Consider the following 15,764-nt stretch of genomic DNA (forward strand, 5'->3'; position numbering starts at 1 on the left):
TGGCGCCCCGATCCCGGCGGCGCGTTCGGAGGGTCGCATGTATCTGGCAAAGTTCTTCCACCGCGCACCCGGCGATGACGATCGCGAGCTGATGCTGGTCCCGGGCAGCGATCCCATGGTGATCGGCATTCATATGAACTGGAAGGGCGAGCCCGACGCGAACGAATTCCTGCGCGAGGAATTTCCTGATATCGCCGGCGCCGCAGCGGCTTTCCGCCGCCATGTCGCCAAGCTGGTCGCAGCCGGCTATGTCGAGACGGATCATACCAACTACACGCTGCGCGACCTCGGTCCCAATCCGCGAGCCAAGCCGGACTGGCAGAAGGGGCTCGATGAGCTGATGATCCTGGCGCTCAGCGCGCCGATGGCCGAGCAGGCCGCGCAGCTCGACGCGCTCAAGGGCACTCCGGCCGAACATGAGCCGTTGTATCTCTGGCTCGCCGCTCATCACGGCAAGGCTGCAGGCGAAGATTTTACGCAGACCCTGCGCTTTGCCGAACAGGCGCGTGACGCGCTCCGCGCACGGCGGGCTGCGGGACAGTCGCATTACGCCTGGTCCATGTACGAAGGCGACCTTGAAGGTCGCATCCTCGAATTGCTCAGCGACGTCTATCTTCTCGCGGAAAATCCGGTCGCGGCGCTCGCGACGATCGAGCATCTCTGCAAGATCGCTCCGAACCATGATCGCATTCTCCAGCGTGCCGAGATTCTTTGCGGCTTCTTTCCGGAGCGACGGGAGGAAGCCTTTGACGATGCCTATCAATGGTCACGGTTCGGCGGCTACGATGTCATCACGCTGTTTCCCGGCTACGCCGAATATGAAGCCCGGCGCAAGGCAGGCACGACCGCAAAGGGCTGGCGCTGGAAGCCCGGCACGCCGGCCAGCGAAGCGGATGTCAGCGCGGCAGAGCAGGCCATCGATGTCAAACTGCCCGACGATTATCGCAATTTCCTGCTGAGCCGCGGCGAGACCGAGCTGCTGGTACGGCTGCCTGAATCGTCCTCCGAGCTACGCTTCTACGCACCGGACGAGCTGGCCACGCAGCTGCGCAACGTCCTCGACTTCATTGCTCATTCCGAGGACGAGCTCGAAGAGGCCTGCGCCTATTTCCGCAAGGAGTATGGCGTGTCGCTGAAACACCTGGTGCCCATCGCCGAGCCATCACAGCTCAGTCGCTGCCTGCTGCTCCATGTCGAGCCGGGCGAGCGACATGGCCAGTGCTTTCAGTGGGACCATGACGGCGCATGGGAGTTGGAGCAGAAGCAGCCCGGCTTCGATGTCGCGCTGAAGGCGCTGACCGACGGCATCGAGCAGCGCGACGCGGCAGCGCTCGTTTTCTTCGACCTCTAAAGAATCACTCCGCCACGCGCGCGGACTTGTCGGTCGAAGCCTCTGACCATTCGCCGACGACGCGATCGAGATCGCAGAGATTCTGGTGCATCTGCTCCAGCGAGAAGCCGATGGCAAAGAAGCGCTCGGCGGTGTCGCCGGGCTGGCCGCGGATCAGGCCGTCATGACGGACGGCGGCGACGGCCTCGGCATAATGCTGGAGCGCGACGTGGACCGGATGGATCGCCGGCGCGCCGGCGCCCTCGCGCAGCGCCGCGGCGGCGGAGCGAAGGAATCGCGCGATCACGGTCGAGACTTCCGTCAGCGGGGCTGCAAGCCGCATCTGCACCTCGGCCGGCAGCGGCACCACCGTGGCACGGCCGATCATCACGACGTCATGGCGCAGCCGCAGCACGGTGCGCAGCAGCGGGCCGGTGTCGGGGCCGCTCGACAGTCGCACGGAGCGTTCACGCTCGGCTTCGGCGCCGATCGCGTTCATGCCCACCATTGCCGTGCCGATGCCGTCCTGGATCCGGTGCAGCGCGTCGTTGTCGCGGCCGCGCGTGAGCCCCGCGAGCAGTTCGGTGAAGGCATCCGCGATCAGTTCGAGCAGCGTGGCCGCGCTGGCGCGGATCTGCCGCACGGCGCGGGACGGCAGCACTAGGAATGAGACCAGCAGGCCAGTGATGGCGCCCACCCCGACCTCGCTGACGCGGTCGATCGCCGACGCCAGGGGATCTGAATGATGCATGGTCGGAACCAGCAGCACGATGATCGCGGTCACCGTGGCGGCGTTGAGGCTTGGGTTGATCGCGGCCACGAAGGCGAGCGGCGCGACCGCCAGCACCAGCAGCCCCAACAGGCCCGCCTCGGTGGAATAAGGGATCAGGATCGCGATGGCGCCGCCATAGATGGCGCCGCCGATCGTGCCGAGCACGTAGTCGCGCGTCGCCTTCAGCGAGCGGCCGACGCTCATCTGGGTCACGATCAGCGAGGTCAGCACGGCCCAGAGCGGCAATAGCAGATGCAGCGCGGTGGCGATCGCATAGGCCGCCACTGCGGCCACCGTGACCCGGATCGCCAGCCCCAACTGCGTGCGCCGTGATCGGATCCGGTCGAACATTTGTCTTGCGAATGCCATCGTCGAATGTCCCGGTCCGATCCTCTTGGAGCCTGCCAAAAGCATGGCTGATGCCCGCGGCCCCAAGGCCGCTTGAAAGGCCAAATCAGCCCGCCTAACTTGCGCGCCAAAACGAGGAAACACGATGGCTCACGAAACCGCAACGCTCGCCGCTTATGTCGTCAATCTGAAATACCAGGATATTCCGGCGGAAGTGCTGAATCGCGCCAAGGTGCTGACGCTGGACTTCCTCGGCAGCGCCATCCGGGCCCGCAGCGAGGCGGAATCCACCCCCTCGATCCTGAAGATGCTGGAAGCGCTCGCGCTCGACACCAAGGGCGAGTCCACCGTGTTCGGCGACAGCAAGACCTGGACGCCGGCGGTCGCGGCACTGCTCAACGGCGCGCTCGGCCATTCCCTCGATTTCGACGATACGCACGCGGATTCCTCGCTGCATCCGAGCGCGCCGGTGGTTCCGGCCGCCTTCGCCGTCGGCGAGATGGTCGGCGCGTCGGGCCGCGACGTGCTGACCGCGATCGTCGCGGGCTATGAGGTCTGCTGCCGGCTCGGCAACGCGCTCGACCCGACCTCGCATTACGCGCGCGGCTTCCACCCGACCGCGACCGCCGGCACCTATGGCGCGGCGGCCGCCGCGGGCAAACTGTTCGGCCTGTCCGAGCAACAGATCATCGCCGCCTTCGGCGTCTCCGGCAGCCAGGCCGCGGGCTCGCTGCAATTCCTGGTCAACGGCGCCTGGAACAAGCGCTACCAGGTCGGCGCCGCCGCGATGAATGGCGTGATCGCCGCGACGCTGGCGCGCAACGATTTCGTCGGCGCGAGCGAATCGGTCGAGGGCAAGCACGGCCTGCTCGCCGGCTACACCGACAACGCGCATCCGGACAAGGCGGTCGCCGGGCTCGGCAAGACCTATGAGACGATGAAGATCGGCGTGAAGCCGTATCCGAGCTGCCGCTACACCCATGCGGCGATCGACGCGCTGATCGCGATGCGGCGCGAGCACAATCTGACGCCCGACCAGGTCAAGCGCGTCGAGATCGGCCTGCATCGGAACGGCATCACCTTGACCGGCGATGTCGCGACCAAGCGGCATCCCACCTCGATCGTCGGCGGCCAGTTCTCGATGTTCTTCACCGGTGCGCTCGCGCTCGACCAGGGCTCGTTCGGCTGGGACGATTACAACCGCCTTGGTGACGCCGCCATCGACGCGCTCGCCGACAAGTTCGACGTGGTGCAGGACGATCGGCTCGAGGTCGGCCGCACCCACCCGTTCGGCGCGCGCGTCAGCATCACGACAGACGATGGCGTGCATGAGCGGCTCTATGCCGATCCCTCGGGCGAGCCGAATTCGTTCCCCGACGCGCAGGCGATGCAGCAGAAGTTTCTGACGCTGGCGCGCCCGGTGCTGAACGCGCGCGCGGAGAAGTTTGCGGACGCGATCATGACACTGGAGCGGTTCGACCGCGTGGCGAAAGCCACGGAGCTGGGGAGGTAGGAGCTGCTTACCCTCCCCTGGAGGGGGAGGGTCGGCTCATATAGAGCGCAGCGAAATATGAGACGGGGTGGGGTGACGGTCCCTCCGCATTCAACAGTGCCCGTGCGGAGGGTTCACCCCACCCCGCTCGCGCTGCGCGCGATCGACCCTCCCCCTCCAGGGGAGGGTAAGAGACAGCGCTCTGCTGCTGTCATCAATCCACCCCCGCCATTTTCCCCTTCTCGCGCGTCACCGCCACCACATCCCGCACCAGATCGAACACGCCATCCGCTTCCGGCGGCCAGTTGGACGAGCGGCCCAGCCGCACGATCACCAGACGCTCCGAGGGAATGATGATCGTGTACTGCCCGATCGTGCCCTTGGCGAAAAACGCATCGCGCGGCCAGCCGTGCTCCACGCGGAAATTCGCGCCAAAGCTGTCGCCCCGGTTGGTCCAGAAGCCGGCGCCGATGCCGACCAAGGCATTCGGCGTGGCTGACGCCGCGTAATTCACCCAGCCCTCGGGGAGGATACGCTTGCCGCCGGCGACGCCGTCATTGAGATAGAGCTGACCGAAGCGCGCCCAGTCGCGCGCGGAGGCCAGCATCTCGCTCGATCCCTCGATCGTGCCGGCGCCGTCGAGCTGGAGCGTGACGTGGCGCATGCCGAGCGGCGCGAACAATTCACGGCGCGCGAAGCGCAGCGCGTCCGCGGGGCTGCCGCCGGAAGCATTGCGGATCAGATGCGCGAGCATGATGGTGTTGCCGTCGTGATAATTCCACACCGCGCCCGGCGCGGTGGCAAGCGGCATGCTCGCGGCATAGGCGGCCATGTCGTCCTCGATGAATTTCATGCGATTGACCGGCTCGAAGGCGGAGCCGAGCGAAGCCTGCAGCGAGCTGCCGAGCGCGAGGCCCGCGGTGTGCCGCAGCAGCTGGTCGACGGTGATGGCGTGGCGCGGATCATCCGGATTTGTCCACGCCGCGACCGGCGCGGGCCCGTCGAGCTTCAGCTTGCCCTGGCGCACGAGAATGCCTGTTAGCGCCGAGATCACCGACTTCGTCATGGAGAAGCCGAGCAGCGGCGTCTCGGGCCCGACACCATCCGCATAACGCTCGGCGATGACGCGGCCTGACTTCATGACGACGATGGCGCGGGTGCGGCGGGCGGGCGGTTGCGCGGGTTCGGTGAAGGCGCGATCGAGTGCGGCCGACAGCTCCGGGCTTTGTGGCGGCACGATCGAGGGTCCCGCGATCTCGGGGAGCAATGCGGGCTGCTTGTCGTCGGCCGGCGGCGCGACGTCGGCGATATCAGCGCCGTGCTCGAGCGTACAGCCCAGCCCCTCGCGATAGACGGCATGGCTACGGCCGAGGCCGAACAGCGTCACGGTGACGTCCTTGCGCACCCGGTCGATCCGGTAGTCCATCGCCCAGGTGATCAGGCCCGAGCCCGGCATCGCGTCGGTGGTCTCGGTGAAGGTGCGCTGCGGATCGAGGCCGGAGATAAATGTCTCGGCGCAGAGGATGTCGGCGAGGAAGCCGGTGGCGACCTGCGGCGCGTTGCGCGCGCGAGCGGCGCCGAATGCGAGGCCAATACAGGCGACGGCGGTGGTCAGGAGGATGATCTTGCGGCGGCGGGTCACGGGCTTTCTCCGGCTGGGGCGTGTGCCGGGAGGAAGCCGGAGTGGGCGGAGGAGTGCTCGCCGGATTTGGAAAATAGACTGGCTGAAACTGAACCGGGCTGGTCGATTCTGGAATTTCGGCGTGATTGGAAAGGGTTAGAACTTACGCCGCACTCACCTTGAGCCGCCGGTATTCCGTCGGCGTCACGCCCGTCACCGCCTTGAAGGCGCGGTTGAAGGGACCGAGCGATTGGAAGCCGGCGTCCATCGCGATGGTGATGACGGGGACCTCGGCCTGGGCGGGATCGGCGAGCGCCGCCTTGGCTTCCTCGATCCGGTGGTTGTTCAGGAACACATTGAAATTGCGGTAGCCGAGCCGCTGGTTGATCAGCCGGCGCAGCCTGTATTCGGGAATTTTCAGCCGGCCCGCCAGCACGCCGATGGTGATGTTCTCCTGGCGATAGACCCGCTCATCCGCCATCAGGCGCATCAGGGCGTCGATCAGCTTCTGGTCGGCGGCTTCATCGGTGGCTGTGGGATGGCTCAGAATGACCGCTGGCGTGACGCCCGCGTTCGCCGGAAACAGGTCCGCACCATCGACGCGCATCATCGCGTAGGCGATGGCCGCAACGACGCAGGCCAGCACGCCGGCATTGATGGTGTTGGCGACATCGCCGACGTCACTGCCGGCAACGGCAATCTGGAGCAGCGCGTTCAGTCCGCCATAGAGCGCGGCGGCGCAGACGATGAAGACGCGGGCACGCCGCCGGCGCTCGACCAGATCCGCCGGCCACGACGCGATCGTCTGCCCTACCGCGAGCGCGATGAAGCCGAGCACGATCAGGTTCACCACGGTGACGGAGAACCGCACATGGCCGCCCGGCGCGATCCAGACGCACCCGGCGAAGCTGAAGGCCGTCACCAGTCCCCAGACCAGCCCATGCCACCAGCGCAGGCGAAAATCGTCGTCGAACAGCGCGCGCGTGAACAGCCAGAACACCACGATATTGCCGGTCGACAGTGCGATCAGCGGCGCATGCCAGGCCGGCACTAGCGACGTCACGCCGACCGAATAGCTCACCGCGTGCGCGGCCGAGCCGAGCGCGAAGGCGGCGCCGAGGCGAGCCGCCAGCACGTTGCGGAAGTCCGAGAACAACGATGCCGCCAACACCAACAGCAGCGCCACGGCGCCGGCGCGAAAGGCAAGTTCGAGATTGGCAAGCAGCATCCGGTCGACCCGATCGCGCACGCACGCGCGTGACGCGAACCTAGTTCAAATCAAAGACCGATTCAATTTCGCCGGGTCCACGCGGCGCGCGACGTGATCCAGGCGTCGGCCGGCTTGCCGAACAGATCGATTTCGCGCTCCTTCCGGGCGCCCAGGCTGCGCGCCACGCCCTGCGACGGCGTATTCGTGCTCTCGATACAGTGCATGATCTCGTCGATCTCAAAGCTGTCAAACACCCAGTCGATCGATGCGCTGGCCGCTTCCACCGCATAACCTTTGCCGCGGAAATCCCTGGCGATGCCCCAACCGACCTCGAAGCCGGGCCAGCCCGGCGGGCACCACGGACCAACCCGCCCGATGTAGCTGCCGCTCGATTTCTCCTCGACCGCAAACATGCCGAAGCCGTGGAGCGCCCAGTGTCCGGAGATCACGGCCGCGTTACGCCAGCCGGCAATCTCGGTCGTGACCGGCTTGCCGTCGGCGGCGATGAAGCGGGCGGTGCCGGGGTCGGACAACATCGCGGCATTCGGCGCAATGTCGCTGGCGCGCCATGGCCGCAGGATCAAATGTTCCGTCTCGATTCGGGGGCCTGTGACCTCGAGCAGCCTGGCGCCTGGCTTGAGCGGTGGGATCATCGGTCTTCTCCCGTTCCCGACATTGTTCTGTTACGATCATACCAGCAAGAAACAGGAGACCACCATGAGCTGGCAACCCTCGAACGATCCCGTGCTCGGCGATCCCATGTCCTGCGACGCACTCGATCTCGTCATCGTGCCACGCACCCGCGACCTCGGCGACGGATTCGTGGTGCGGCGCGCGCTGCCGCATGGCAAGCGGCAGATGGTCGGGCCGTTCATCTTCTTCGATCATTTCGGCCCGGTGCAGTTCGTCTCCGGCAAGGGCATGGACGTGCGGCCGCATCCGCATATCGGGCTTGCCACCGTCACCTATCTGTTCGACGGCTCGATCATGCATCGCGACAGCGAGGGCAACGTCCAGGAGATCGCGCCCGGCGCAATGAATCTGATGACCGCCGGCCGCGGCATCGCCCATTCCGAGCGCACCCCGGACGCACAGCGCGCCTCGGGGCAGCAGATGCTGGGCCTGCAAAGCTGGATCGCGCTACCGGCCGGATCCGAAGAGATCGCGCCGTCGTTCCAGCATTACGGCGCGGGCGATCTGCCGATGATTTCCGAGCGCGATTTCACCGCGCGGGTGATCGCGGGCTCCGCGTTCGGCATCACCTCGCCGGTTACGATGGTGTCGCCCTGGTTCTACACCGAGGTCACGGCGGTCGCGGGCGCCAGCGTGCCGCTCGACCCCGACCACGAGGAGCGCGCCATCTACGTCGTCGACGGCGAGGTCGAGATCGCGAACGAGCGGTACGAGGGGCCGCGGCTCCTGATCTTCCGGCCCGGCGACCGCATCACCGTGAAGGCGCTGAAGGCAACGCGCATGATGTTTCTCGGTGGCGATGCATTGGAAGGCCCGCGCCACATCTGGTGGAATTTCGTCTCCTCCAGCAAGGAGCGGATCGAGCAGGCCAAGGAGGACTGGAAAACCGGCCGCTTCGCCGGGGTTCCGCAGGAACATGAGTTCATTCCGCTGCCGGAATAGGCTATCCCGATTTAGGCCGTACCATCCAGTGCGGCCTGAATCCCCTGTCCGAAGGACTTGTCTGCGAAGGCCCTGCCGATGACCGCCATGCTCTCCAGTGACCTGCCCCTACCCAAGATCGGACGCGGCAAGGTGCGCGATATCTACGCCGTCGACGACGACCGCCTGCTGCTCGTCACCACCGACCGCATCAGCGCCTTCGACGTCGTGATGGGCGAGACCATCCCGATGAAGGGCGCGGTGCTGACCCAGATCAGCGCATTCTGGTTCAACGAGCTCGAAGGCGTGGTGCCGCATCACATGATCAGCGCCGACGCCGACGAGATCATTGCCGCCGTGCCGGCCTTGAAGCCGCATCGCGCCGAGATCCTCGGCCGCGCCATGCTGTCGCGCCGCACCACCGTCTTCCCGATCGAATGCGTGATCCGCGGCTATCTCTCGGGATCGGCCTGGAAGGAATATGCCGCCAGCGGCACGCTGGCCGGCGAGAAGCTGAAGGAGGGCCTCGTCGAGAGCGAGAAGCTGGAGCCTTCGATCTTCAGCCCGGCGACCAAGGCCGAGACTGGCCATGACGAGAACATCACCATCGCCAAGATGCGAGAAGTCGTCGGCGACGAGGTCGCCTACACGCTCGAGAGCATGACGCGCGCGGTGTATACGCTCGGCGAGGAGCTCGCCCGCGAGCAGGGCATCATCATCGCCGACACCAAGTTCGAGTTCGGCCGCGACAAGGACGGCCGCATCATCCTGATCGACGAAGTCATGACGCCAGACAGCTCACGCTTCTGGGCGGTCGATGCCTACAAGCCCGGCCAGCCGCAGGCGAGCTTCGACAAGCAGCCTTTGCGCGACTATCTCGACGTCGAGCGCCACGCCGGCCGTTGGAACGGCGACGCGCCGCCGCCCCCGCTGCCCGCCAGCGTCGTGGATGCAACCAGCAAGCGCTATCTCGAAGCTTACAGGCGCGTGACGGGGAAAGAGCTGAAGATCTAAGCCCGGCTGTTTCGTCTCGCTCCGTCATTGCGAGCGAAGCGAAGCAATCCAGAGCTGCTGCTCCTCACCCTGAGGAGCGCGCCCTTTGCGCGCGCCTCGAAGGGCGAGGCCACCAGCGGGGCCTTCATCCTTCGAGACGCGCGTTCCGCGCTCCTCAGGATGAGGAACACACAGACTGGATTGCTTCGCTGCGCTCGCAATGACGTGGATGGCCCGCCGCGTGTGATTGGCCGTTCACACGCCAAACCGCCGCAAAACTGTCGGATGTTTCACAGTTACAAGAATCCAGTTGCGCTAAGCCCGTACTCGTCTACGTCTCGGGACGGGACTTTTCAGGGGCGAGCGCAACGGCGTGACCGATCCAGCAATTATTTTCAGCCCGGCTTCGCGATTCAATCCGGCCCTCAAGCGTGCGTTGAATGATATATTGGGCGGAACGGCGGCCAGCGTCCTGACCGTCACCTTCGGGCTGTCCTATTCGCTGCTGATCTTCGCCGGGCCGCTCTCGCCTTACCTGTCCTACGGAATCACGGCGACGTTCGTCAGTTCCGCGGTGCTTGCGGTCGTCATCGGGCTCGGCAGCTCCCTGCCCTTCGCAATTGGTGCCCCCGACAGCTCGACCGCGGCGGTGACAGGAATTCTGGCGGCCTCGGTGGTCGAACGCCTCGAGACGGCGAACCTGTCGACGCCGCTGCTCTCGCCGGTTCTGATCACGCTCGGCCTGTCGACGGTGCTGACGGGATTGGTGCTGTGCGGATTGGGCCTGACGCGGCTTGGCCGCGCCATCCGCTACGTGCCCTATCCCGTCGTCGGCGGCTTCCTCGGCGCCACCGGGCTTCTCATCGCCCTGGGCGCGGTGCGGGTGATCACCAACCACCCGCTCCAGTTCACGACGCTGACGCACTTCGCCAACGGCACCACATTGCTGGAGCTGGGCGCCGCCTGCGCGATGGCGCTGGTGCTGTACCTGACCTGGCATCGCTCGCGCAGCCCGTTCGGACTGCCGATCATCCTGGTCGGTGGCGTGCTCACGGCGCATCTGGCGTTCTGGATCACCGGCGTTTCATTCGATCACGCTCGCGCCCTGGGCTGGACGTTTCAGCCGCCGCCGCAGGCGGTCTTCATGCTGCCCTGGCACACCGACGATCTCGCCCGCTATCCCTGGTTTGCCGTGCCGGACCTGCTCGGCAACGTGGTTGCCGTCATCTTCGTCACGGCCTCCAGCACGCTGTTCAACACCACCGGCATCGAGGTTGCCGTGCATCGCGAGGCCAATCTGGAGCGCGAGCTGAACGTCACCGGCGCCGCCAATATCCTGACCGGCATGCTGGGTGGCTATGCCGGCTGCAGCTCGATCAGCCGCACGATCATTTCTCCAGCGGCGGCCGCGGACGCTTGTCCGGCCTTACGGTCGCGGCGTTGTCCCTTTTGATGCTTGCCGTCGCGCCCGATCTGCTCGGCTTCATCCCGAAATTCGTCATCGGTGGCCTTCTGCTCTATCTCGGCGCCGACCAGCTCCACAAATGGATCATCGAGTCGCGCAAGCGGCTCTCGAAGCTCGAATATCTCTCGCTGATCGCCATCATCGCGATCATCGTCGCCTGGGGCTTCGTGCCGGGCATCCTGATCGGCGTGATCATCGGCTGCGCGACGTTTGCGTTCAGCGCCGCACGGGTGGAGTCGATCAAGTACAGTTTCGACGGCTCGGAATATCGTTCCTCGCTCGACCGCTCGCGCGACGACCAGGACGTGCTGCTGGCCCATGGCGGCAACATCCAGGGCCTCAACCTGCAGAGCTATCTGTTCTTCGGCTCCGCCAACCGGCTCTACCAGCACGTCAAACAGCTGCTCCAGGAGCGCCCGGAGTGCCGTTATCTGCTGTTCGACTTCAAGCTCGTCACCGGCGTCGACTCCTCGGCCGCCTACAGCTTCGCCCAGATCAAGCGCAGCGCGCATGACCTCGGCGTCGAGCTGATCCTGGTGCATCTGTCGGCGGCGGCCGAGAAGGTGCTGCGCTCCAGCGACTTCGTCGGTGAGGGCGTCACCATCATCGGCGAGCTCGATCATGCGCTGGAATGGTGCGAGAACGAGATCATCTCGCAGCATCAGGGGCGGGAGCAGGAAGAAGCCAGCCTGCGCGACTGGTTCACGGGGATACTCGACAGCGAGGCCGACGCCGACGCGCTGATCCACCGCTGCCAGCGCCTCGAGGTCGAGGCCGGCGACATCATCGTGCAGGCCGGCGACCCCGCCGATTCCATGCATTTCATCCTCGACGGCCGCGTCGGCATCATGGTCCCCGCCGACGACGACCGCACCACGCGCGTGCGCAGCCTGGGGCGCTACACCACGATCGGCGAGATGGGACTGGTGTCGAACACGCCGCGCAGCGCGACGATCCAGGCCGAGGTCGCCAGCGTGCTCTACGTGCTCAACACGCTCCAGTTCGACGCGATCAGGGACGAGGACCCCACGCTCAGCCACAAGCTGCTGACCTATTTCGTGTCGGTCATGGCCGAGCGGCTGACGTTCGCGAACCGGACGATTGCGGTGTTGCGGCGGTGACGGACCTGTAGCCCGGATCGAGCGGAGCGCAATCCGGGCTACACGCTATTGGTCCCGCGGATTTACAAATCCATGAAGCTGCCGAATGCGGTCACCGTCCAACACCGCCATGTCGACGCCTGTGGCGGCAGGTGTTGCGGCTCCGGGCGCAGCCAGCGTCCAGCCGAACAGGATCTGATCGTGATGCGCATTCACGTGACCGGCGAGCGTGAAGCGGAGATCCGGAAGTCTCGCCTGCAAGGCTTGCACCAGGCGCTCGATCGCATCCTTTCCAGCCACCGAGTCATTCGGATCGATATAGACGCACGCGTCGCTGAAGACTCTGTCGATCAGCAACCGGCGCTTCCCGGCATCTCTCTCGTTCCAGACCGCGATGTAGTTCTGGACGAGATTGGTCACCTGTTCACTCATTTTGCTTCCTTCCCTGTCGCAACCATGTCTGCTACTTGCGAAAGTGTGTCGCGAACCATGGTGTCCAGACTGCTCGCGGTGACGCCCAGCAGTTTCTCTGTATCGCCGGCATCGAGCAAAAGCGGCTTTTCGAACAAATAGGCCATCTCGATCCCTTCGCTGAAGCCGATGCCTTCCAGCTCAGCCGGGGCGAGTCGCGACAGGCCAGGAGCGTCGATCTTCAGCGCGGCTGCGAATCTCCGTACCAGTTCGCGCACCGACGCCGACTGCGACGGCACGTGAAAGGCGCGGCCCCATTCTCCAGTGAAGCGCGACGCTGCAACCAGCGTCGTCGCCGTGTCCTTGGTGAAAGACCAGGCATGCGCGGCATCCGGATCGCCGAGGAAGGCAACCGGCTCGTTCCTAAGCAGCGACGGCAACGCCAGCAGGGAAAAATAGGCGACTGCGCCCTCGCCGAGATAATCGCTCGCCCGCACTTCAAGGGCGGGAACGCTCGATCGCAACGCACGCTGCCACATGATGTGCCGGGTCGTGCCCTTTCGGGTGGTCGGGTCCGGCTCCAGGTCCGGCGTGAGAGGGCTCGCAGATCCCGCGCCATAGCCATAGACATTCCCGACCACGAGCAGCCTGGCACCAACCTGCTCGGCCGCCTTGACCGTTCCGTCCATGATCGGAAAGAAGTCGGTCGGCCAACGATGATAGGCCGCCATCGCGCACATGAAGATCGCATCCGCGCCCTTGCTGAGTACCGCCAGCTGTGCGGCATCGGTGGCATCTGACGAAACCGTACGCACATCGCCGGCATTGAGCGATCCGGCATTCCTGCTGGTCAGGATGACACTGTGTCCTTCTTCCGCCAGAAGGCGCGCGGTTTCGCGCCCGACCGGGCCGGCTCCCACAATCACGTAGTGACTCACTTGGCATCCTCATTTGTCGGGAAACGACAGATGAGTTCTTTGACGCCCGCGCCGTTGAAAATCGCGCACGATCCGCCAAATATCGAACACGTTCCGCCAAGATCTGGAGCCTGGCCCATGCGTGCGAGACCGAGTTCGGCGTCAACATCGGCCGGCGCCACCGCTGCGGCCAGGCGAACCGAGCCTGACGCCGTTGCGCTGGAGCCGATCGGCGATCACCGCATCATCATCCACCTCAGCCGGGCGACGCGCTCATTCTGTCTCGAGACCGGGGAGCAGTTTCTACGTCAGGCCGGCGATATCGATGTGGTTCCGTCCGGCGCCATCGGCGGCTTCGTGGCTGAGACGCCCTACCAGTCGCTTCAGATCCGGCTCGCACCAGGCATGCTGGACCATGCAGCATCAAGGAGTCGACAATTGGCAGCCGCCCGGCTCACGCATCATCATATGCTGCGGAATGACCGCATCGTTCTGCTTGGACAGGCTCTCGAAAGCGACGTGAAAGCGGGCTCGCCGAGCGGCCCGTTGTTTGCCGAAAACGTGGGAATGGCCCTGGCGGTCGAATTGATCAACCTGGCGAATGATCCGCCGGGAGAGGCCATCCGCCTCTCGAACGCGCAGCTCCAGAGAGTCCTCGCCTATATCGATGCAAATCTCGACCAGCCGCTCACAATCGACATTCTCAGCCGCGAGGCCGGCGTCAGCAGCTCACATCTGCGTACATGGTTCAAGGCGGCCATGGATGTCACGATTCATCGCTACATCCTGAGAAGGAGAGTGGAGCACGCGCGCCAGCTCCTCCTTCAAGGCGATCGCAAGCTAAGCGATGTTGCCCTCGAAGCGGGCTTTGCCCATCAGTCTCATCTGGCCAAATGGATGCGACGCGAGCTCGGACGCAGTCCGAGCGAACTGCGTCGAAGCAAGGACTGATCGGCGACGGTCTTAAACCCCCGCCATCATCACGTATTTGATCTCGACATATTCTTCCATGCCGTGACGCGAGCCTTCGCGGCCCAGGCCGCTTTCCTTGACGCCGCCGAAGGGCGCGACTTCGGTCGTGATCAGGCCGGTGTTGACGCCGACCATGCCGGATTCCAGCGCTTCGGCGACGCGCCAGACGCGGCCGAGATCGCGGGAGTAGAAGTACGAAGCCAAGCCAAACGGCGAGGCGTTGCACATCGCGATCACATCGGCTTCGTCCTTGAAGCGGATCACCGGCGCGAGCGGGCCAAACGTTTCTTCCTGCGCCACCAGCGAGTCCGACTTGACGTCGGCAAGCACCGTCGGCTCGAAGAAGGAGCGGCCGAGCTCGCTGCGCTTGCCGCCGGTGACGACCTTGGCGCCGCGCTTGACGGCGTCCGCGATGTGGCGCTCGACCTTGTCGACCGCTTTCAAATTGATCAGCGGGCCCTGCGTGACGCCGCTCTCGGTGCCATCGCCGATCTTCATCGCCGCGACCTTCTTCGAGAGCTTCTGCACGAACTCGTCGTAGATCTTGTCCTGGGCGTAGATGCGGTTGGCGCAGACGCAGGTCTGACCCATATTGCGGTATTTCGAGACGATCGCGCCTTCGACCGCGGCATCGATATCGGCATCGTCGAACACCACGAACGGCGCATTGCCGCCGAGCTCGAGGCCGAGCCGCTTCACGCCGACGGCGGCCTGCTGGTAGAGGATCTTGCCGACCGCGGTCGAGCCGGTGAAGCCGACGAAGCGCACCGCCGGGTGCTCGCACAGCACCTTGCCGATCGGCGGCGCGTCACCGGTGATGATGTTGAGCACGCCCTTGGGCACGCCGGCCTTCTCGGCGAGCACGGCCAGCGCCAGCGCCGAGAGCGGCGTCTCGTTGGCGGGCTTCAGCACCACGGTGCAGCCGGCCGCCAGCGCCGGCGAAACCTTGCGGGTAATCATCGAGTTCGGGAAATTCCACGGCGTGATCGCGCCGCAGACGCCGATCGGCTGCTTGATCGCGAGCAGGCGCGCATCGGGCCGCTGCGTCGGGATGGTCTCGCCATAGACGCGACGGGCTTCCTCGGCGAAGAATTCGATATAGGCGGCACCGATATCGACCTCGCCGAGCGCCTCGGAGAGCGGCTTGCCCTGCTCGGAGGTGAGGATCAGCGCGAGATCCTCGCGGTTGGCGATGATCAGCTCGAACCATTTACGCAGGATGTTGGAGCGCTGCTTGGCGGTGTGCTTGGCCCAGGCCGGAAAGGCGCGCTCGGCGGCTTCGACCGCCTTGGTCGTATCGTCCGCACCAAGCTGCGGAACCTTCGCGAGCTCGATGCCGGTCGCAGGATTGTTCACCGCGAAGACCGGCGAGCCGACCCAGGCGCCGTCGATGTAGCAGGCCTCCTTCAGCAACGACGGATCCTTCAACCGGTCGCGCAGATTGGACGTGGCTTGCGGGGCGCGTGCGGCGGCAGTCGGGGTCATGGCATTGTTCCTCGGGGCGCGATCGGATCGGCCC

Annotated in this window: 12 protein-coding genes and 1 pseudogene; 6 read left to right on the forward strand and 7 right to left on the reverse strand. The window is 65.3% G+C overall.

What is annotated here, in order from left to right:
• Window positions 1–37 precede the first annotated feature (37 nt).
• Entirely contained in the window at window positions 38–1,351 is a 1,314-nt protein-coding gene (locus AB7245_RS00090) for an SMI1/KNR4 family protein (protein WP_439033813.1), read from the forward strand.
• Window positions 1,352–1,355: 4 nt separating this feature from the next.
• Here AB7245_RS00090 and AB7245_RS00095 read toward each other — a convergent pair whose 3' ends face one another.
• On the reverse strand, window positions 1,356–2,471 hold the full coding sequence (locus AB7245_RS00095; protein WP_063980110.1) for an FUSC family protein: 1,116 nt from the start codon (window positions 2,469–2,471) through the stop codon (window positions 1,356–1,358).
• A gap of 124 nt (window positions 2,472–2,595) precedes the next feature.
• Between AB7245_RS00095 and AB7245_RS00100 the strand changes: the two genes are divergently transcribed.
• Entirely contained in the window at window positions 2,596–3,963 is a 1,368-nt protein-coding gene (locus tag AB7245_RS00100; protein WP_063980111.1) for an MmgE/PrpD family protein, read from the forward strand.
• Between the two features lie 193 nt (window positions 3,964–4,156).
• Here AB7245_RS00100 and AB7245_RS00105 read toward each other — a convergent pair whose 3' ends face one another.
• The 3 genes from AB7245_RS00105 to AB7245_RS00115 form a co-directional block, all read right to left on the reverse strand.
• Window positions 4,157–5,584, reverse strand: coding sequence for a serine hydrolase domain-containing protein (locus tag AB7245_RS00105; protein ID WP_063980112.1), 1,428 nt, complete (start codon window positions 5,582–5,584; stop codon window positions 4,157–4,159).
• Between the two features lie 142 nt (window positions 5,585–5,726).
• Window positions 5,727–6,791: a helix-turn-helix domain-containing protein gene (locus AB7245_RS00110; protein ID WP_063985955.1), complete on the reverse strand. Its 1,065-nt coding sequence runs from the start codon at window positions 6,789–6,791 to the stop codon at window positions 5,727–5,729.
• Window positions 6,792–6,853: 62 nt separating this feature from the next.
• Window positions 6,854–7,426, reverse strand: a complete 573-nt coding sequence (locus AB7245_RS00115; protein ID WP_063980113.1) for a GNAT family N-acetyltransferase — start codon at window positions 7,424–7,426, stop codon at window positions 6,854–6,856.
• 64 nt (window positions 7,427–7,490) lie between these two features.
• On the opposite strand from AB7245_RS00115, the gene AB7245_RS00120 reads away from it, so the two are divergent.
• The 3 genes and pseudogenes from AB7245_RS00120 to AB7245_RS00130 all read left to right on the forward strand — a co-directional run bounded on the left by AB7245_RS00120 (window position 7,491) and on the right by AB7245_RS00130 (window position 11,966).
• Entirely contained in the window at window positions 7,491–8,408 is a 918-nt protein-coding gene (locus tag AB7245_RS00120) for a pirin family protein (protein ID WP_063985956.1), read from the forward strand.
• Between the two features lie 78 nt (window positions 8,409–8,486).
• A complete protein-coding gene (locus AB7245_RS00125; protein ID WP_063985957.1) occupies window positions 8,487–9,401 on the forward strand; it encodes a phosphoribosylaminoimidazolesuccinocarboxamide synthase in 915 nt (304 codons plus the stop codon).
• 352 nt (window positions 9,402–9,753) lie between these two features.
• Window positions 9,754–11,966 (forward strand): annotated as a pseudogene (locus AB7245_RS00130) (SulP family inorganic anion transporter).
• Window positions 11,967–12,011: 45 nt separating this feature from the next.
• Here the strand turns inward: AB7245_RS00130 and AB7245_RS00135 are convergent.
• Both AB7245_RS00135 and AB7245_RS00140 read right to left on the reverse strand, forming a co-directional pair.
• Entirely contained in the window at window positions 12,012–12,377 is a 366-nt protein-coding gene (locus tag AB7245_RS00135; RefSeq protein WP_063980115.1) for a nuclear transport factor 2 family protein, read from the reverse strand.
• Window positions 12,374–13,294 (reverse strand): NAD(P)H-binding protein, encoded by a 921-nt coding sequence (locus AB7245_RS00140; protein ID WP_063980116.1) that lies wholly within the window; start codon window positions 13,292–13,294, stop codon window positions 12,374–12,376. Before AB7245_RS00140 ends, AB7245_RS00135 begins: the two co-directional genes overlap by 4 nt.
• A 30-nt stretch (window positions 13,295–13,324) precedes the next feature.
• Here AB7245_RS00140 and AB7245_RS00145 point away from each other — a divergent pair, with 30 nt between their 5' ends.
• The gene (locus tag AB7245_RS00145) at window positions 13,325–14,224 is read left to right on the forward strand and encodes a helix-turn-helix transcriptional regulator (RefSeq protein WP_187387847.1); all 900 of its coding nucleotides are present in this window, start codon (window positions 13,325–13,327) and stop codon (window positions 14,222–14,224) included.
• A 12-nt stretch (window positions 14,225–14,236) separates the two neighbouring features.
• Here AB7245_RS00145 and AB7245_RS00150 read toward each other — a convergent pair whose 3' ends face one another.
• Window positions 14,237–15,730 (reverse strand): NAD-dependent succinate-semialdehyde dehydrogenase, encoded by a 1,494-nt coding sequence (locus AB7245_RS00150; RefSeq protein WP_063980118.1) that lies wholly within the window; start codon window positions 15,728–15,730, stop codon window positions 14,237–14,239.
• Between the last annotated feature and the right edge of the window lie 34 nt (window positions 15,731–15,764).

Origin of the sequence: Bradyrhizobium sp. 604_D8_N2_3, from assembly GCF_051810765.1 — a bacterium.
In the GTDB taxonomy this organism is placed as follows: Bacteria; Pseudomonadota; Alphaproteobacteria; order Rhizobiales; family Xanthobacteraceae; genus Bradyrhizobium; species Bradyrhizobium barranii.

Coding starts and splice junctions, on each gene's coding strand:
- AB7245_RS00100 (WP_063980111.1), top strand. CDS start 2,596: ATGGCTCACGAAACCGCAACGCTCGCCGCTTATGTCGTCAATCTGAAA.
- AB7245_RS00125 (WP_063985957.1), top strand. CDS start 8,487: ATGACCGCCATGCTCTCCAGTGACCTGCCCCTACCCAAGATCGGACGC.
- AB7245_RS00135 (WP_063980115.1), bottom strand. CDS start 12,377: ATGAGTGAACAGGTGACCAATCTCGTCCAGAACTACATCGCGGTCTGG.
- AB7245_RS00145 (WP_187387847.1), top strand. CDS start 13,325: ATGAGTTCTTTGACGCCCGCGCCGTTGAAAATCGCGCACGATCCGCCA.
- AB7245_RS00095 (WP_063980110.1), bottom strand. CDS start 2,471: ATGGCATTCGCAAGACAAATGTTCGACCGGATCCGATCACGGCGCACG.
- AB7245_RS00150 (WP_063980118.1), bottom strand. CDS start 15,730: ATGACCCCGACTGCCGCCGCACGCGCCCCGCAAGCCACGTCCAATCTG.
- AB7245_RS00110 (WP_063985955.1), bottom strand. CDS start 6,791: ATGCTGCTTGCCAATCTCGAACTTGCCTTTCGCGCCGGCGCCGTGGCG.
- AB7245_RS00115 (WP_063980113.1), bottom strand. CDS start 7,426: ATGATCCCACCGCTCAAGCCAGGCGCCAGGCTGCTCGAGGTCACAGGC.
- AB7245_RS00120 (WP_063985956.1), top strand. CDS start 7,491: ATGAGCTGGCAACCCTCGAACGATCCCGTGCTCGGCGATCCCATGTCC.
- AB7245_RS00090 (WP_439033813.1), top strand. CDS start 38: ATGTATCTGGCAAAGTTCTTCCACCGCGCACCCGGCGATGACGATCGC.